Origin of the sequence: Chryseobacterium soli (assembly GCF_000737705.1) — a bacterium.
Lineage (GTDB): Bacteria > Bacteroidota > Bacteroidia > Flavobacteriales > Weeksellaceae > Chryseobacterium > Chryseobacterium soli.
In genome coordinates this window covers 1-17,039 of sequence record NZ_JPRH01000004.1, presented here as the reverse complement: position 1 = coordinate 17,039, position 17,039 = coordinate 1, and the positions used below count along the sequence as shown (strand labels likewise).

The window sequence follows — 17,039 nt, the reverse complement described above, 5'->3', positions numbered from 1 at the left end:
ATAGCACAAAGATTTAACAACAGGGGCCCACAAAGACGTCCTGTACAAGAGGACTTACACTTAATCAACGATAAAATTCGTGTGAGAGAGCTTCGTTTGGTGGGCGATAACGTAGAGCCGGGAATTTATCCAATTGATAAAGCAAGGCAGTTTGCTGCAGAGCAGGAATTGGATCTTGTAGTAATTTCCGATAAGGCAGAACCGTTTATTGCAAGAATATTAGAATATAAAAAGTTCTTATATGAGCAAAAGAAAAAACAGAAAGAACTTAAAGCTAAGCAGGTAAAAGTGGTAGTAAAGGAGATCCGTTTCGGACCTCAGACTGATGATCACGATTACGATTTTAAGAAAAAGCATGCTGAAAAATTTCTTGAAGAAGGTTCAAAATTAAAAACCTACGTATTTTTTAAAGGACGTTCAATTATCTTTAAAGATCAGGGAGAAATCCTACTTCTAAAACTGGCTCAGGAATTAGAGCACGTTGGAAAGGTAGACCAACTTCCTAAACTTGAAGGAAAAAGAATGATTATGATGATGAGTCCTAAAAAACCAGCAAAATAATGGAGTAGATTATATCTGCACTTTAAAATATAAACCCTCAAATTACTTTGAGGGTTTTTTATTTTAAATTTTTCAGGGTAAACTATATAAGATATAGATAGTTGAGTTATCCTTCAAAATCGCCGCAGTCGTGCTCTTTGAAAAGAGATAGAGCTTTTTTGGTGGTAAAATATCTGGATACTCTTTTATTATTTAATTCAAGCTTTTTCCCTTCTACAACCAGCTCATAAATGGGTGCTTTATCTATTTGGGTTATAATATAAGTTCTTTCTGATGTTTTTACTATAGTTTTGCTTCCTTCGGTAGAGTATGAGAAATCATCAATTTTAAACGTATCATTTTCATCGCAGACATTAGTCCATATCATTGTATCCTTTGTGATGGATAAGCTTGCTAAATCGCACGAATAGCAGTTACCAGAGAACTCTATACCATATTTTTCATACACATCTGTACTTTTGGTATTCAATACATCAATAGGAACTAAAGTTGAAAGATCCACCGGGATATATGATTTTAATACCGTATTGTTTTCCGGGCTAGGTGCAGGAATTGCATTTACTTTTACCTCTGTAGAATCTGCTTTTTTGTCCACTTTTTTCTCTGTAGCAGGTGAACAGGAAGCCAGCAAAGCTATCATCACTGAAAAGTTGATTATTATATTTTTCATCTATATAAAATAATTTGCACTACTTAATTTATCTTTTGTAAAATTGTCTAAAATATATCTCTCAATATATCCCTGATTTCAGCCATTTATCCTCCATATTAAGCTGTTTTCTTGGCCGCAGCTTTGGATACTGATACCTTTGGCTGAAAAATAAAATATAGAAAATGAAAATTCCATATCAGTTCTTTATCTCATCTATGGCCGTTGTTTTGGTGGGATGTAATCAACAAAGTACAACATCAGAAATCAACAAACCGGAAATTGAAGTTACACAGAAAAGAATAACATTTGGCGATTTCAAAAAGATAAAAGGGGTAGATAATGTTCAGGATGTTCCCTTTCAATTATTTACCAAGCTGGATTCTGTGCAGTTTTTCGTAAGTCCAAGTAAAAATGCTGCTCATCTGAAAATCGCTTATCATAGACTGGATAATTATTATGGCTTTGAAGAGTTTGATGACTTCTACTCTATTCATTACAGCATTAATAATAACATTTCAAACAGCATTGAAGCTTTTGTTTTAAAATCGGAATTCACAGCGGCATTTGATTTAACTTTAAAAGGTGTGAATCTTTATGAAATCAGAAGCAGTACTTTTAAAAAGGCCAACGATTTTAATAATAAGTCTTTCAATACATACGGTTCAATTGTTGAAGTTTCGGAGCAGGAATTTACAACAGCTTCTAAAACCCGAATCAATGAAGTTTTAGTAAAAAATCCACATATACAACTGAAAGGTAATAACTGGGTATACGCTGACAACGGAAAAGAAACTGTGATTATTCAACATGAGAATCTTGTTACGGAAGATGGCGTGCTATCCAATGAATATATCGGCCAATCTCCTTACCTTAATTTAGAAGTTTTCAAAGAAAACTCAGTAGAAACTCCAGATGTATACTATTCTTTTTATAATGTAAAGCCGTCAGCTAATTTCCAACTATTTACAGGCGGCTATCCTCAAATTCTTCCCAGGAAAAACAGAATTTCTTATATCGTTTCCAACAATGACACAGGAAGTGATTTTACAGTCAGCCAATATCTGGAACAAAGCCATACTCAGGAAGATCTTCTGTATGTAAACTTTACTAACTTCAAAGTAGCTGACGGAACAAAAGCTTTTTGGGCAGACAATGAAACTTTTTATGCTGTAGTTTATCCTACAACTTCAGCTCCATCAATTGGTAAAAAACAAAAGTCATCTTTCATAAAAATCAAGCTGAAGGCTGATCTTTTTAATTAACCCAGGTTAATTAAGGAAAATAAAAGCACTATTGTTATTGATGCAAGCTTAGAATAAGATAAAAACCCCTGAAACCAGCCAGTGTTTGTCGAAGTAAAGTCTAATATATTTGCTGTAATTATTTAAAGATATATCATGAAAAAAATAAGTTTAACCCTCCTTTTTTGTTTATTAAATTGCCTCGCTTTTGCACAATCATTAAAAGTAGTTATTAAACAAGACGGAAAAGTAATTGAGCCTGTAAACGATGTTTATGAACTGAAAAAATCAACTTTTCTATTTGAAATTACCGCTGTCAATCTGGAAGGCTTTTTAGTTGGAGCCACTACGAATAAGGATGTGTATACGTCGGCTGCAGGTCTTTACAATCACGAGGTTCCGTGGTTTCAGAATACGGGTATGGCGGAGGAATTGTACAATAAGGGTAAAGAACTGTTTTTGACGGATCAGGCACCATCGTATTGGTACTACACCGATGCAAAAGATCATAGATTTGATAAAAATCCTAAAGGCAACTTAAAACAATGGACTGCTACGCGTACTATTACAAGGTTTTATGATATTATTTTGGATCAGCCCATCAATTTAAACGATTTTGAAGGAAATGCTTATGTATTAATGTATGAGCCTGTATATAACGATGAATATGATTTAACAGCAAAGAAAAATCTGTTCCAGGCCGTGTTGAGATTCAAAGATTAATTATAACACACCCAATTATTTGATTTATATAAAAAAGTCCTGCTTACATCATAAAAGCAGGACTTTTTGTATGGGATGAAATCTTTTATTCGATAATCAAACCGTATTCTATGGCCAGTTTAATGGCTGAACTGAGATTAGAGGTTTGAAATTTTTCAATAAGATTTTTTCGGTGGCTTTCTACGGTGTGCGGGCTGATAAAAAGCTTTTCTGCCATTTGATTGGTTGTAAGTCCTTTTGCCGCTTCGGCTAAAATTTCCTTTTCTCTTCTCGTCAGCTTCGGAACCTGATGTAATCCATCCGCTGATTTTTTCTCTAAAACAGACTTGGTTTGCGAGCATAAAAATTGGTTACCGGCATATACGGTGGCAATCCCTTCTAAAATTTCGGAAACTGAAGCATTTTTTTGAATGTACCCCAAAGCACCTTCAGACAAAGTACTATTAATCACAGGCAGTTCGTTATGAACACTAAGCATAATAATCTGAAGATTCTCATACTTTTTCTTTAATGGTTTTATGAGTTCAATGCTGTTAGTATCCACCAAATTAATGTCTAACAACAAAATATCGACAGCTTGTTTTGCAAGACCTGCATTCATTTCTGAAACGTTTTTAAAACAATCTACTACATCTATTGTATCGCTATTTCCTAAAATGTTTTTCAGTCCTTCTAATAGAAGTGGATGATCGTCTGTTATGGCTACTTTTATCATGTGTTAATGAATGGGAATTTGAAGTTCTATACTGGTCCCAATATTCAATTCGGAGGTGATGTTCATCGTTCCTTTTAAAAATTGGACTCTTGATTCTATATTGTGAAAACCTGCTGTTTTTCTTACATCTAGCTTTGTATGGTCAAAACCTTTACCATTATCTTCTACCGTTAGATGTACTACATTTTCTTCTTCACTTATCTGAATAATAATTTCGGAAGTATGGGCATGTTTTATCGCGTTGTTGACCAATTCCTGAATGATTCTGTATAGGATCAGTTGCTTTTCTTCTGATATGGAATTAGTGTAATTGATAAATTCGGTATGAATGTCTAGCGCGTTGTTCGACATACGGGAAGCAAATTCCTGAATCGCTGCTTCCAAGCCGTATTTCATTAATAAATCGGGCATTAAATTATGCGCTACACGTCTCAGCTCTTCTACAGCGCCATCAATCTGCTTAATCGATTTTGAAATTCCTTCTTCCATTTTTTCGGATTGATAAGGGTCTAAATAAGACAGCTGAAGTTTAGTTCCTGAAAGCAGCCCACCCAACCCATCATGAAGATCCCTTGCTAAGCGGCCACGCTCCTGCTCCTGACCTTCCAATAATGCAGTAAGTGTGGATATTTTAGAGTTTTGTTTTTCTTTTTCCATAGCTAAGGCATGCAGTTCGTCCCTTTGCTTCATAGACTTTGCCCGTTGCTTATAGGCATACAGCAATAAAATGATCAAAACAATGAAAATAAAAATAAAAACAATGTAGTAAGTATTGATCTTTTCCTTGAATGTCAACAGCTTTTTATAGTTGCTGATGTCGTTGTTCTTTTGTTTGGTTTCTAATTTTGCCAACCGAAGTTGCTGCTCTTTTTTCTCTGATTCAAGTTCTGAAAACTTAAGTCGTTCCCGTTGATTTTCCTCCACCAGTCTTAAGTTGTTGTAAACCTGCTCACGCTGTGCCCGAAGGATGTTGATCAACTTAATTTGCTGTGCCTTTTTATCACTTTCCAGCTGCAGCTTTATGTACTTTTGCTCCTGTCGTTCTTTATCAAACTGTGATTCCAATCTTTTAGTAATATCCAGTTTTTCCTGGTCATAAACACTTTTATATTTATCTACATAACTTTTATAGTACGTCAGCGCTTCTTTGTAATTGCCTTGCTGTTCGCTAATTTGGGATAGAGATTCAAGAATAGATAATTCTATATTATAATCTCTAACCGGGCTTTTTCCAATTTCCATCGAGGCTTTCAGAAAGTAAGACTTTGCTAAATCATAGTCTTTATCCTGCATTGCCAACTCCGCCAAAATCCCAAATGATGAAGCGATATGAATGGCATCACCGTTTTCAAGGCTCACGCTGTTGGCTAGGCGGGCATACTGCATCGCCTTATCTTTATCAAAACCAGTATACAAATTGGCTAAATTGATGACTGCATAAGAAAGATTAGTCTTATTGAGCATTGCATCTTTATTTTTGTTGAAAGTCTTAATAGACTGCAAATAATACTGCTCTGCTTTATTTCTCAACTCTATATCCGATGGATTCTGACCATATTTTTGTTCATATACGTAGCCCATTCGCATATATGCATCAAAGATAAGGTTAGGGTCATTTTGTCTGGATGCCAGCAAGAGAAACTGCTTACTGTATTTTTCTTCCAGCTGGTATTCATTGAGGTTAGAGTAAATAGTAGACAGCTCTTTGACTACGGTAGCGTATCGTCCGTACAGTGTGGAAGTTGTTGGTGAATTTTCATAATAGTCAATAGCTTTGAGATAGGCGGCAACAGCATCAGTCGTTTTATTATTACGTATCAGAAGCCAACCCTTTGCATACTGAAAGTAACCTTTAGCTTCGTTACTGTTTGTTTTTAAACTATACATTTTTGCCATGTCCAGACTCTTTAAAGATAGAGCGTCTTTATTATCAAGACGATAATTCATAGCCTGAACAGCATACAAAATGGTGGCATATTTCCCATCAGTTTGTCTTGCTGCAATGGGAATGCTGGTTTCTAAAATCTGGTAGGATTTTGATTTTAAATTATGTAAAAATAATGCTTTAGCGTATTTTGGAGCCAGGTCTAATTGCTCTATTGTTTTGTTTGAAGCATTGTTATATTCCTTCTCTAATTTGCTTACAACATCTTGTGCCTGAGCAAAAAAAGGAAAAACAAGTAAAGCAAATATAAATAAAAACCTGTGCATCAAACCCTTAACTCTATTAAATTGTATTATAGTAAAAACGTAAATATAGGAAATACCTGCTAATCTATTTCGGAGCTATGCTGTTCAGTGAAAGATTTCCATTTCTGCAATTTCTTTTCATTTCTTAGATGCCGGATCTTAAAATACGCAATCCGGAAGTTTGAAACATTCCTGTTTGTAAATAATAAAGAAATTTTATTCATTATACTAGTCAATATTATAAATAAACGAAGAATAAAACAATCCCTGTTATCAGCTATATTCTAATTATATAAGATAGCAGATTCTTCAACTCTTTCATTACATTAGTGTTAATAATGCAATCCGTTGCCTTTATTTTGTAATCAATATATTATCTTAGATCAATGTATTGTGAATATTTTACATCTACATTTGTGAATACAAAAATAAAATACACTATTAATTTATTAATCATAAAAAACAAACAATGAGTACACTTACATTACAAGACGGAACAGAGATTTATTACAAAGATTGGGGAAAAGGACAACCCGTATTCTTTCATCACGGATGGCCATTATCCAGCGACGATTGGGATGCTCAGATGTTATTCTTCTTAGAGCAGGGTTACAGGGTCATTGCTCACGACAGAAGGGGTCATGGAAGATCTACACAAACTGCTGACGGACATAATATGGATACGTATGCATCAGATGTTGCAGAAATCGTTACAGCACTGGATTTAAAAGATGTTATCCATGTAGGACATTCTACAGGCGGTGGTGAAGTTATTCGTTATGTGGCACAATACAGCAAAGGTAGAGCTGCTAAAGCCGTTTTGATCAGTGCTGTTACCCCAATAATGGTTAAAACAGAAAATAACCCGAATGGTGTTCCTATGTCTATTTTTGATGAAATCCGTGAGAATACAGCGAACAACAGACAGCAATATTTTGTAGATTTTTCTTTAGCTTTTTACGGATATAACAGAGAAGGTGCCAAAGAATCCGAAGGGATTAGAAGAAACTGGTGGAGGCAGGGAATGATGGGATCAATCAAGGCTCATTACGACTGTATAAAGGCTTTTTCTGAAACCGATTTCACAGAAGATCTTAAAAGTGTAGACGTTCCTGTATTGGTGCTGCATGGTGAAGATGATCAGATTGTTCCGTATGAAATTACTGGTGTAGTGGCTGCTAAACTTGTTAAAAACGGAAAATTAATTACGTATCCGGGATTTCCTCACGGGATGCCGACTACAGAAGCTGCAACGATTAATAAAGATCTGTTGGAGTTCTTCAAATCATAATTAACTCTATATACTCATATAAAGCAGCGCGCATTTTGCCTGCTGCTTTTTTATTTCAGGGTATCTTGCTTTGCCATTGATGTTCTCACAGATTAAACGAATTACGCAGATCTTTATAACATAGAATGATAAGAGAAATACGTATACGCTTACTATATCGCTTCGGAGAATTAATTGCTATACTCTTTAAATTTAGAACTGAATAATCTGCTCAATCGGCTTGATCTGCAAGGATAAAAAGCAACTATTTGAAAATTTTCTGAAATGTAAAATATCTGATTCTACCCTACTATCACTTTATTGAACGGAAATACAACAATGTATTTTTATTATTTCAATTAACTATTTTTTTGAAAACAGATTCAAATAAGATCGTTCAAAATAGACCATAACATAACTCTATTTTTTTCAAAAATGATCAGTTCTCAGAAAGTCTTGTGTTGCAGGGAAAAGATTAATGTTTTTTTTGTATCTTTGCACCCTATTATTCCTAAACTTCTAGGAAACCAAACAGATATTGATAACAAAAACATAAAAAAGCAAAACAATGCCAAAATTAAAAACGAAATCAGGTGCTAAAAAGCGTTTTAAACTTACCGGAACCGGTAAGATTAAAAGAAAAAATGCTTTCAAAAGCCACATTTTGACAAAGAAAGAAACTAAGCAAAAGAGAAATCTTACGCAAACTTCTTATGTTGCAAAAGTGGACGAAAAAAGCGTTAAACGTCAATTAGCAATTAAGTAGTTTTTATAATCCATTATTCGGTTTATAAGAATTAAAAATTCAACAATTTTAACCCTGAAACGGTGCAGATAAGTGTAATGAAACAGTTTACCGCCCTTTTCAAAAAAACAATTTAAATTATGCCTAGATCAGTAAATGCCGTAGCTTCAAGAGCTCGCAGAAAAAAAATTATTAAGCAAGCTAAAGGTTTTTTCGGTAGAAGAAAGAACGTTTGGACTGTAGCTAAAAATGCCGTGGAAAAAGCAATGCAATATGCTTACCGTGGTAGAAAAGAGAAAAAGAGAAACTTCAGATCACTTTGGATCATGCGTATCAACGCAGGAGCTAGAGAGCATGGAATGTCTTACTCTCAGTTTATGGGAGCTCTTAAAAAGAACAACATCGAACTTAACAGAAAAGTTTTAGCAGATTTAGCAATGAATCACCCTGAAGCTTTCAGAGCTGTTGTAGATCAAGTAAAATAATGTACAATTTTTTGTTATCAATATAATCCCGGGTTTTTTGCTCGGGATTTTTTTATTATCTACATTTGCTGAATTATTGACTCTATAAAACTTTATTAAAAAAGTGAAAAAATTAACTGCTTTTCTTCTATTTTCATTATCAACTTACAGCCTTCAGGCACAAACTTTTATCCAGGCCTATAAAAACAGGGCGGACCAGGTTACTCAAGCCAATATTACAGCCAATCTTCAGGGGTTTAGTGATCTTGGTGTGAAAACTACCGGTTCTCCTGCTAATACCGATGCTCTGAACTGGCTTAAAGCGAAATATCAATCTTATGGATATTCAGCAAGCCAGATTACGGAAGATCCTTTCAGTTATACGAGCCAGGGAAATACGGTTAATTCTAAAAACTTAATCATTACGAAAACAGGAACGGTTTATCCGGACCAATATGTTATTATCTGCGGGCATTATGACACCATTGTAGGCCCCGGAGTAAGTGATAACGGAAGCGGAACTTCTATTTTGCTGGAGGCAGCCAGAATTTTGAAAGATATTCCTACAGAATATTCTATTAAGTTCATCCATTTTTCCGGTGAAGAGCAGGGTCTTCTTGGCAGCTATCATTATGCGGATAATGTGGCTTTTCAAAATGGAGTGCGGGCACTGAACATAAAACTTGTATTTAATATTGACCAGGTAGGCGGCAAAATAGGAAATGTAAACAATACCATTACCTGTGAAAGAGATATTTCGGGACAGACTGGAAACAATGCAGCATCCAATACCATTACGCAGCAGCTGGCAACCTGTACTACCCTATATTCTCCGCTGCAAACTTTTATTTCGAATGCCTATGCATCAGACTATATTCCTTTTGAGCAAAACGGAGATATTATCACCGGATTTTATGAATATACCAGAAGTAACAATGAACATACTGTAAATGATACTTTCGCCAATGTAGATCCTACTTATGTATACAATGTGGGAAAAGCGGCGGTTGGAGCATTACAGCATTTTGCAGTGGCTTCAACTACTTTATTAGCGGTGAATGATGTTACTTCCCATCCATTAGAATCTGTAAAGGTTTATCCTAATCCTGCGAAAGATATGCTTACGATTGATCTGCCAAAAGAGATCAAGCATTTTGCCGTTGAAATCAATGATATGTCTGGACGCTCAATCGTGAATGTTGAAAATCAGAAAAAAATAAACGCTTCAAAATTTGTCAACGGAACGTATCTTGTGACCATAAAAACGGATAAGAACAGCATCACTAGAAAGATTATTATCGAAAAATAACCGAACTAACATAATTATTACTCATCCCAAGTCAACAACTTGGGATTTATTATTATATTTACGATCACCATTACAAAATAAATACCATGAAAAAAATCACTTTATTCATGCTTTCATCATTAGGGATGCAAAGCATCGCCGCCCAATCTTTTATTCAGGCGTATCAAAACAGGGCTAATATGGTTACTCAAACCAATATTACGACCAACCTTCAGGAGTTCTCCAATCTGGGGATCAAAACAACAGGTTCCACGAATAATGCGAATGCTTTAAACTGGCTTAAAAACAAGTATCTTTCTTATGGATATACAGCAAGCCAGATTGTAGAAGATCCTTTTACTTTCGGAAGTACAAGTTCCAAAAATCTGGTGATCACTAAAACCGGAACAGTTTATCCCAACAAATATGTGATCATCTGCGGACATTTCGACAGTCTTAATGGCCCGGGAGTAAACGACAACGGAAGCGGAACTTCTATTATTCTGGAAGCAGCAAGAATTTTAAGAAATGTTCCTACGGAGTATTCTATAAAATTCATCCACTTTTCCGGTGAAGAGCAAGGTTTAAGGGGAAGCCGTCATTATGCCAATAATATTGCGTATCAGGGAACAACCCGCGTGCTGGATATTAAACTGGTTTTTAATCTGGATCAGGTAGGTGGTGTTATGGGAAATAATAACAATACGGTTTTCTGTGATGAAGATCAGGGCGGACTATCAAGTAATAACGCAGCATCTGCTGCCGTAACACAACAGCTGAGAAACTGTACAGCCCTGTATTCCCCGCTACAAACAGCAGTAGACCCTGCAGAAAGTACCGATTATATCCCTTTTGAACAGAAAGGAGAAGTGATTACAGGTTTCTTTGAAAAAATAAGAAGCCCCTATCCCCACTCCACCAGCGATACTTTTGCCAATACAGATCCTGTCTATATTTTTAAAATAGGGAAAGCCTCTGTAGGAGCCTTACAGCATTTTGCAGTTGCCTCTACAAGCACGTCGGCAAATAGAGAAGCTCTTTCAGAAAATTCTCTTGAAACAGTACATATCTATCCTAATCCAGCAAAAGATTTTCTCAATATTGAGCTACCGGATCCGGCCATAAAAAAGTTCAGCTTTGAAATTACCAACCTCTTTGGAAATACCCTATTAAGAACGGCTGACATCACAAAAATTGACATTTCAGGTCTCCCAAACGGAGCTTACATTGGTGTTTTAAAAGCAAATAACCAAACGGTAGCCAGAAAGATTTTGATTGACAGGTAAATGAAATATGTAATGTTAATTTCATAAAATAACCATAGCTTTTGAGCTGTGGTTATTGCTGTTGGTTTATTCATGATGCGATTGATTTACACCAAATTAATAAAATGGAATTCTATCGTAACAATAATCAGTGTTAATCTATTACAAAGCAGTTTAGTAGAATGACAAGCAAAATCAACTCTTTTTATTCTATCAAATGATCAGTTACAACAGAAATTTGTATTTCGATCGTACTAAAAACCACTGCGGATTGCAGTGGTTTTTGTCTATTTGGAATTTTCTTTAGGAGGCTTTGGCATATTAGGATAGCCATCTGAATTATTATGATTAGGTACTGAATGATACAGCTTATTTTCAAAAGTTTTTTTATACAATTCTATATAATCAGCATTATTCAATTCAAAATAATCAACTTTTATTGATTCAGTGTTAAATGGAATTTTATATCTAACAGAATTTCTAAAATAGAAATTCAATGTATCATTAGAAAAACTATATATAAAAGGATCTAGACCTTTTAAACTATTCGTTTTATCAAAATCTTTTACATATATTATCTTTTTATTTGTCACTATTGTAAATTGTTTATCACCAGTAACACCTAAGTTAATTGTCGATATATATATTCTTTCTCCTTTGCTGGAAACTATTTCACTTTGATTTAATTGCTGACTTCCTAAATCATTACTACAAGATATTATACTTAAAAATAATGATGTTATATAAAGATAATTTTTCATAATATTTATTGTTTTCTTTTTCACCAGCTTTTATACCTTCCAAAATTCTCCGTCCAGAATATGGCTCTTCGCCATAATATGGTGCTGGACCGTAACTATTACCAAAGAATAATACACTACCAATAAGATTATAATTAAGAATTGCATGTGGCGAGCTCAATAATCCTTTTTGATAAGCTCCTGCCATTTTCATATATGTTGAGCCACTTATATTAAATATTAAAACCTCGAAGTGTAGAAGTAACTCGGTAAACTTCTTTGCTTTTAATTCAAAATAAAGCGGTGTAGCAAATAAAATCATATCAATAATTGGAACATACAAAACCACCGCTATTGAGCGGTGGTTTTGTTATTATTACTTCACCACACGATACAATCGTGCAGGAGCAGGGAATTTATTCCCAATCTAACATATTTTTTAAAATGCCAGGATTATATATTTTATCATATCCTGCTTGGTCATAAAATATAAAAGTAATGATTAATGGTTTCTGGAGATAATTTGGATTACTATTCTTAATATAATATTGGACATATTTCCGTTTTGCTGTATTATAAATAGTATCTTTTATCTTTATATTTTCCTTTAAATTAACTATAGCATTAATTTTTTTGTAAAAAATGCTTTTCCATAGATATTACACCAGGGTACTCTTCACTTTTATAGATTAATGATTTGTACTTACTCCCATCATCTTTTTCTACAGCACTTAAAAATTCAGTTACCGTTTGTTTTATTTTTCTTTCAGCTGAAATCTTGGTATTACAGGATATTAAGATAGCACCTAATAGTAATATTTTTATTCTCATCCTTTTATTCCCAATTTAGCATATTATTGTCTAAAAAACTTGAATTAAAAATTTTATCATATCCTACCTGATCATAAAATATAAAAGTAATAATTAATGGTTTCTGTAAATAATTTGGATTACTATTCTTAATCCTATACTGAACATATTTCATTTTAGCACCTACATAAATAGTATCCTTTACTTTGATGTTTTTTTTTAAATCTACTTCTGAATTTATTTTTTTGTAATGCTTATAGAGAAAAGATACATCCATATGGATTCCTCCATATGAACCACTCCCATCATGAATTAAATTCACACACTCATTTGGTTTATCTCTTTCTACAGCATCTAAAAAACTCGTAACTGTTTTTTTTATTTTTCTTTCAGCTGAAGAATTGGTATTGCAGGATATTAAGATAACCCCTAGCAATACTAATAATATTTTTATTCTCATTGTCCTCCGTTTTGTTGTTTTTTTTGACGATCCATCCTTTCCTGTTCAAGTTCTTTTCTTTTCTGCACTTCAGGGCTATTACGAACAATTATTCCATTTTTCCGCATTACTGAATTTGCAGTACTGACAATATTAGATTTTGAAACTAAATTAACTATCGAATTATTTCTTTTATTAATATCTTTTGGTAGAGAACCATCGAATATATAATTGCTTACTTCTGTTTTCCTCTTATTATCAAGTTTCAAATCTGCTTTATTTACGACACCTTGGGCTCTTTTCATTATATTAAATTGATCTGTTAATTTTCCCATATAATTAACTGCTTTTACATTTTTGTCCGTTGCAATCATCCCTTTCACTCCTTCGATTCCCTTATTTACAACATTATATAATTCGACAACACCTATTACCCCTTTAAATGAAGAAGAATTTTCCGCTCCTTTTGCAGCCGAATTCGTAGGATACGTTTCGGCAGTCATTAAATCAGGATCAGGAGTCGAAGTTTTATAATTTAAATATGACATATAATCAGGTAGTGGCTCCCTTGTATACACATCATATTCTGTCATACCTGTTGATGTTATTAAACCTCTTTCCTCCAATAATTCAGCTCCTTCTAATTCTTTACCCAAACCCATTTTATTTTCCTGAAACGCATAAGTAGAATTATACTGATATTTTTCCGCAAGAGGATCTATATTAAAGAATCGTCCTACATCTGGCATATAGTTTCTCCATTTAAACGATTAAAAACCAGTCTCTTGCAATTCCTTACCGTTATACTTGTATTGATATGCTGGATTTCCTGAAAATTGGTTATACTTTTCTTACTTTAATCCAAACGGGTAATAGTAGTTTTCCTCAATGATCTCAGAAGTTGTTTCTTTAAATTAAAGTATATAAAAGTCATCAATTTGATGACTTTTATATATATTAACGATTAATACAAAGCAAGAACTTTTTTAAAATACTCCTCAACAATATTCTTATTGTCTGCAAATGTATACGGTGTATGCGATTTACTTACCGGATCATAAAGTGTTATTTCAGAAGACTTAACTCTAAATAAGTACATCGGTTTTTTAGCAATTAATTTTTGTTTTAAAAACAAAGACATAATTTGTGTGCGCTTATTAATATACAATGAATCTACCTGTACTGAATCTTGATCTATATTATATTCATTTTGTATTTCGTAGTTATAGCGAATAGAATAATTGCCTATTCGACTAGGATTAATATATTTGTTTCTCTCGAACCAAGGTAAAAACATATTAAGGTCACTCTGTCCAATAATATAAGTCATTTGTATGGTGTCATTCTTCATTGCGGTCATTCCTAACCCACTATAAGGAGTAATAGTAACTTTTTCTTTAAGGTTTCCTTTTGTATCAAAACGCTGAATTGTAGGTGCTCCTTCATCAGTAGTATATCTAACACGCACTATATCTGTTTTGCCTGCACTTATTTGATAAGAAAAACCGGTGCCTTCCAATTTATCAAAATTGGAATTTCCACATCCTATAAGTGATAGCAATAATGGTAAAAACAGATAGATACTTTTTATTTTTTGTCCCCCCATATTATTTTACTTTTTTTGATCATCCCTTCAGCTGTCGTTACATTTTCATAACCTAAACGCTGAAATAAATTGGAGTTAAAATGTTCTCCGTAAGCTGGAAAACCTCGCTCCTGAGCTTTGCTTTTCCAGTGTGAATTGTTAAATATAAGCCCCATTTTACTATTACCTGATATGTTAAAACCTCCTGCATTCAGCATGAAATCCATTTTATTTTGTCCTGTTATTGCAGCCGCTCTGCCTGCTGCAAAATTTCCGACATCTCTTGCTGAAACGTATACCCCGTCTGCTATTTGTGAACCTGCGTATAACCCGCCGCCATTTTGAGTCTTATAATCATACTTATCACCACCGCCACCATTCCATGCATAATTCATCCGTGCCACAAATCCTCCATTGGCTTCAGTATCGTTAGAAACATCATTACTAAAATTATTAAGCCAATCTCTTGCCTGGAAAGATCCAAAATTTATTTTACCTGCTGGTGTTTTATCTCCATCAAACTGAGTAAATGAATTCCAAACAAGTGTTCTTCCCATTTTCTCACCACCTCCCGAAGTATTATCTTTTGAATATTTTTGATTAAGCTCCTGTTGGGTTTCTTTAGCATTACTATTATGACGATAGACCCCTAAATCTCCGTCTTCTATAACCTTTACTACATTTCCAAATTTATCTGTATGAGTACTTTCTGCCCCACGACCATCAGGATCAATAAAATTTTGGATATGCAAATAAAAAGTCCAGTACAAGTTAAGCTACATTTTTATAGATTCTATTTTGCTTGTTAAACTCTTCTATTGTCTTGTAGTTTAGTGAGCTGTGACGTCTTTTTTTATTGTACCAGACTTCGATGTATTCAAAGATTTCCAGTTTCATTTTTTCTTTTGTAATGAGCTTGTTGCCATAAATGAGTTCCGTTTTTAGTGATTTGAAAAAGCTCTCAGCCACGGCATTATCCCAGCAATTTCCTTTGCGACTCATACTTCTTGTAACACCATAAAATTCAACGGTATTCGCAAATTTCTTACTTGCATATTGTACACCTCGATCAGAATGGAAAATTAATCCATCAGCTATTTTCCTGTTTTTGACAGCCATTTTCCAAGCTGCAAGACTTGTTTCTTCGGTACTCATTGTGTCACTTAAACTCCAGCCAATTATTTTCCGATCGTATAAATCCATAACGGTTGTCAAGTACAAAAATCCTTCTCTGGTTTGAATATATGTGATGTCAGAAACCCAAACTTGCGCAGGTTTTTCTGTAATGAAATTCCGGTTCAACACGTTTTCTACCACCAAATAATTGTGCTTTGAATTGGTTGTTACTTTAAATTTCTTACTTAGTTTACTTCTCAAACCCAGCTCTTTCATATATTTAGCTACCGTAATTTGTGATATTCTATATTCCAACGAATTTAATTCAAAGGTAATCCTAGGGCTTCCATAGCGTTGTTTTGATAAAAAATAAATTGAAGTTATTTGCTCTTTTATTTTCTTTCAAAAGCAATGCTTTAAATTTCCGTTACCAGGAAAGCTGCCTTCACCAAATTCTTCGTACTCTTTACGCCATTTATAGAGTAATGTGACTGCAATTCCGAGTTCTCGTGCGAGTTCCGAGATATTAGTTCGCTCATTACTTAATTGAACGGCTTTGGTTTTAAAAGCTGGATCGTAGATTTTTCGCTCTCGTTTCATAAGTTAAAATTAAGGTTTTATGCTTAACTTTAACTGGACGCTAAATTAGGATATCCAAACTTTTCTATTAAAAATGACTGCAATTTTTATTGAAAAAAATAAAAACAGCATTTTAGTAATCAATCAGATAGCTATTAGTAGTATGTAGATGTAGATCTATATCTAGTAAGTATAGAATAATAGAGTATATACCTTTATGTTGCAGATTTATCAATTATTGTGTTTTTATTGATTTATTTTCAAGCATTGGGAGACAATAAAACCACCGCAATTGCAGTGGTTTATTGTTATCAGCTCAAAGTCACAGACTTTGCGAAGCGGTGGTTTTTTATTATCTGCTACGAAGTTACAAACTTCGCAGAGCGGTGGAACTTTAATTATTAACAAACATACTTACAGATGAAAAAGTTGTTTCTTTTTTATTTTCACTTTCGGAAAAAAATGTTGCAACCCCTGCAATTGATTTTTCTTTTTTTTCCCCAGGAATAAAACATATGTAATAACCATTTTCGGTTTTACAATCGATCCTTTTATCTTCAATAGTATTATTATTTTTTGTCATATAATTAAATTCCACTCTGGTTTTTTCATCTTTATACTTTGGAAAATAAAATTTAAATTCATATCCATTATTC

Annotated in this window: 19 protein-coding genes and 1 pseudogene; 8 read left to right on the top strand and 12 right to left on the bottom strand. The window is 33.8% G+C overall.

Going from position 1 to position 17,039, the window contains the following annotated elements; genetic code table 11:
* On the top strand, positions 1–561 hold the full coding sequence (gene infC / locus IW15_RS10295; protein ID WP_084681414.1) for a translation initiation factor IF-3: 561 nt from the start codon (positions 1–3) through the stop codon (positions 559–561).
* 106 nt (positions 562–667) lie between these two features.
* Here the strand turns inward: infC and IW15_RS10290 are convergent, their stop codons facing one another.
* Positions 668–1,231 carry a hypothetical protein gene (locus IW15_RS10290; protein ID WP_131368542.1) on the bottom strand — a complete coding sequence of 188 codons (564 nt, stop codon included), beginning with the start codon at positions 1,229–1,231 and terminating at the stop codon, positions 668–670.
* 164 nt (positions 1,232–1,395) lie between these two features.
* On the opposite strand from IW15_RS10290, the gene IW15_RS10285 reads away from it, so the two are divergent.
* Together IW15_RS10285 and IW15_RS10280 are read left to right on the top strand one after the other, a co-directional pair.
* A complete protein-coding gene (locus IW15_RS10285) occupies positions 1,396–2,475 on the top strand; it encodes a hypothetical protein (protein ID WP_034711147.1) in 1,080 nt (359 codons plus the stop codon).
* 135 nt (positions 2,476–2,610) lie between these two features.
* A complete protein-coding gene (locus IW15_RS10280) occupies positions 2,611–3,177 on the top strand; it encodes a hypothetical protein (RefSeq protein ID WP_034711145.1) in 567 nt (188 codons plus the stop codon).
* A gap of 85 nt (positions 3,178–3,262) precedes the next feature.
* Here IW15_RS10280 and IW15_RS10275 read toward each other — a convergent pair whose 3' ends face one another.
* Positions 3,263–3,892: a response regulator transcription factor gene (locus IW15_RS10275; protein ID WP_034711144.1), complete on the bottom strand. Its 630-nt coding sequence runs from the start codon at positions 3,890–3,892 to the stop codon at positions 3,263–3,265.
* Between the two features lie 3 nt (positions 3,893–3,895).
* Positions 3,896–6,103, bottom strand: a complete 2,208-nt coding sequence (locus IW15_RS10270) for a tetratricopeptide repeat-containing sensor histidine kinase (protein WP_034711142.1) — start codon at positions 6,101–6,103, stop codon at positions 3,896–3,898.
* 448 nt (positions 6,104–6,551) lie between these two features.
* On the opposite strand from IW15_RS10270, the gene IW15_RS10265 reads away from it, so the two are divergent.
* The 5 genes from IW15_RS10265 to IW15_RS10245 all read left to right on the top strand — a co-directional run bounded on the left by IW15_RS10265 (position 6,552) and on the right by IW15_RS10245 (position 11,135).
* Positions 6,552–7,373, top strand: coding sequence for an alpha/beta fold hydrolase (locus IW15_RS10265; protein WP_034711141.1), 822 nt, complete (start codon positions 6,552–6,554; stop codon positions 7,371–7,373).
* 547 nt (positions 7,374–7,920) lie between these two features.
* Positions 7,921–8,118: a 50S ribosomal protein L35 gene (rpmI, locus tag IW15_RS10260; RefSeq protein ID WP_034711140.1), complete on the top strand. Its 198-nt coding sequence runs from the start codon at positions 7,921–7,923 to the stop codon at positions 8,116–8,118.
* Between the two features lie 119 nt (positions 8,119–8,237).
* The gene (gene rplT / locus IW15_RS10255) at positions 8,238–8,582 is read left to right on the top strand and encodes a 50S ribosomal protein L20 (RefSeq protein ID WP_034711139.1); all 345 of its coding nucleotides are present in this window, start codon (positions 8,238–8,240) and stop codon (positions 8,580–8,582) included.
* Between the two features lie 103 nt (positions 8,583–8,685).
* Entirely contained in the window at positions 8,686–9,870 is a 1,185-nt protein-coding gene (locus IW15_RS10250) for a M28 family peptidase (RefSeq protein ID WP_034711138.1), read from the top strand.
* An 86-nt stretch (positions 9,871–9,956) separates the two neighbouring features.
* Entirely contained in the window at positions 9,957–11,135 is a 1,179-nt protein-coding gene (locus IW15_RS10245) for a M28 family peptidase (RefSeq protein WP_034711137.1), read from the top strand.
* A gap of 266 nt (positions 11,136–11,401) precedes the next feature.
* Here the strand turns inward: IW15_RS10245 and IW15_RS10240 are convergent, their stop codons facing one another.
* The 9 genes and pseudogenes from IW15_RS10240 to IW15_RS22775 form a co-directional block, all read right to left on the bottom strand.
* On the bottom strand, positions 11,402–11,875 hold the full coding sequence (locus tag IW15_RS10240) for a hypothetical protein (protein ID WP_034711135.1): 474 nt from the start codon (positions 11,873–11,875) through the stop codon (positions 11,402–11,404).
* Positions 11,823–12,176, bottom strand: a complete 354-nt coding sequence (locus IW15_RS10235; protein ID WP_034711134.1) for a hypothetical protein — start codon at positions 12,174–12,176, stop codon at positions 11,823–11,825. Before IW15_RS10235 ends, IW15_RS10240 begins: the two co-directional genes overlap by 53 nt.
* Positions 12,177–12,478: 302 nt before the next feature.
* Positions 12,479–12,685 carry a hypothetical protein gene (locus IW15_RS10230; protein ID WP_034711133.1) on the bottom strand — a complete coding sequence of 69 codons (207 nt, stop codon included), beginning with the start codon at positions 12,683–12,685 and terminating at the stop codon, positions 12,479–12,481.
* A 4-nt stretch (positions 12,686–12,689) separates the two neighbouring features.
* Positions 12,690–13,124: a hypothetical protein gene (locus IW15_RS10225; RefSeq protein WP_034711131.1), complete on the bottom strand. Its 435-nt coding sequence runs from the start codon at positions 13,122–13,124 to the stop codon at positions 12,690–12,692.
* Complete coding sequence (locus IW15_RS23155) at positions 13,121–13,852, bottom strand: hypothetical protein (RefSeq protein WP_051881927.1); 732 nt, start codon at positions 13,850–13,852, stop codon at positions 13,121–13,123. The genes IW15_RS10225 and IW15_RS23155 overlap by 4 nt, the downstream gene beginning before the upstream one ends.
* A gap of 215 nt (positions 13,853–14,067) precedes the next feature.
* Positions 14,068–14,709, bottom strand: coding sequence for a hypothetical protein (locus IW15_RS10215; RefSeq protein WP_034711128.1), 642 nt, complete (start codon positions 14,707–14,709; stop codon positions 14,068–14,070).
* Entirely contained in the window at positions 14,691–15,458 is a 768-nt protein-coding gene (locus IW15_RS10210; protein ID WP_131368541.1) for a hypothetical protein, read from the bottom strand. The genes IW15_RS10215 and IW15_RS10210 overlap by 19 nt, the downstream gene beginning before the upstream one ends.
* A 1-nt stretch (position 15,459) precedes the next feature.
* Positions 15,460–16,404: pseudogene (locus tag IW15_RS10205) on the bottom strand (IS3 family transposase).
* A gap of 373 nt (positions 16,405–16,777) precedes the next feature.
* The coding region (locus IW15_RS22775; protein WP_034711124.1) for a hypothetical protein at positions 16,778–17,039 on the bottom strand (262 nt) is incomplete at its 5' end.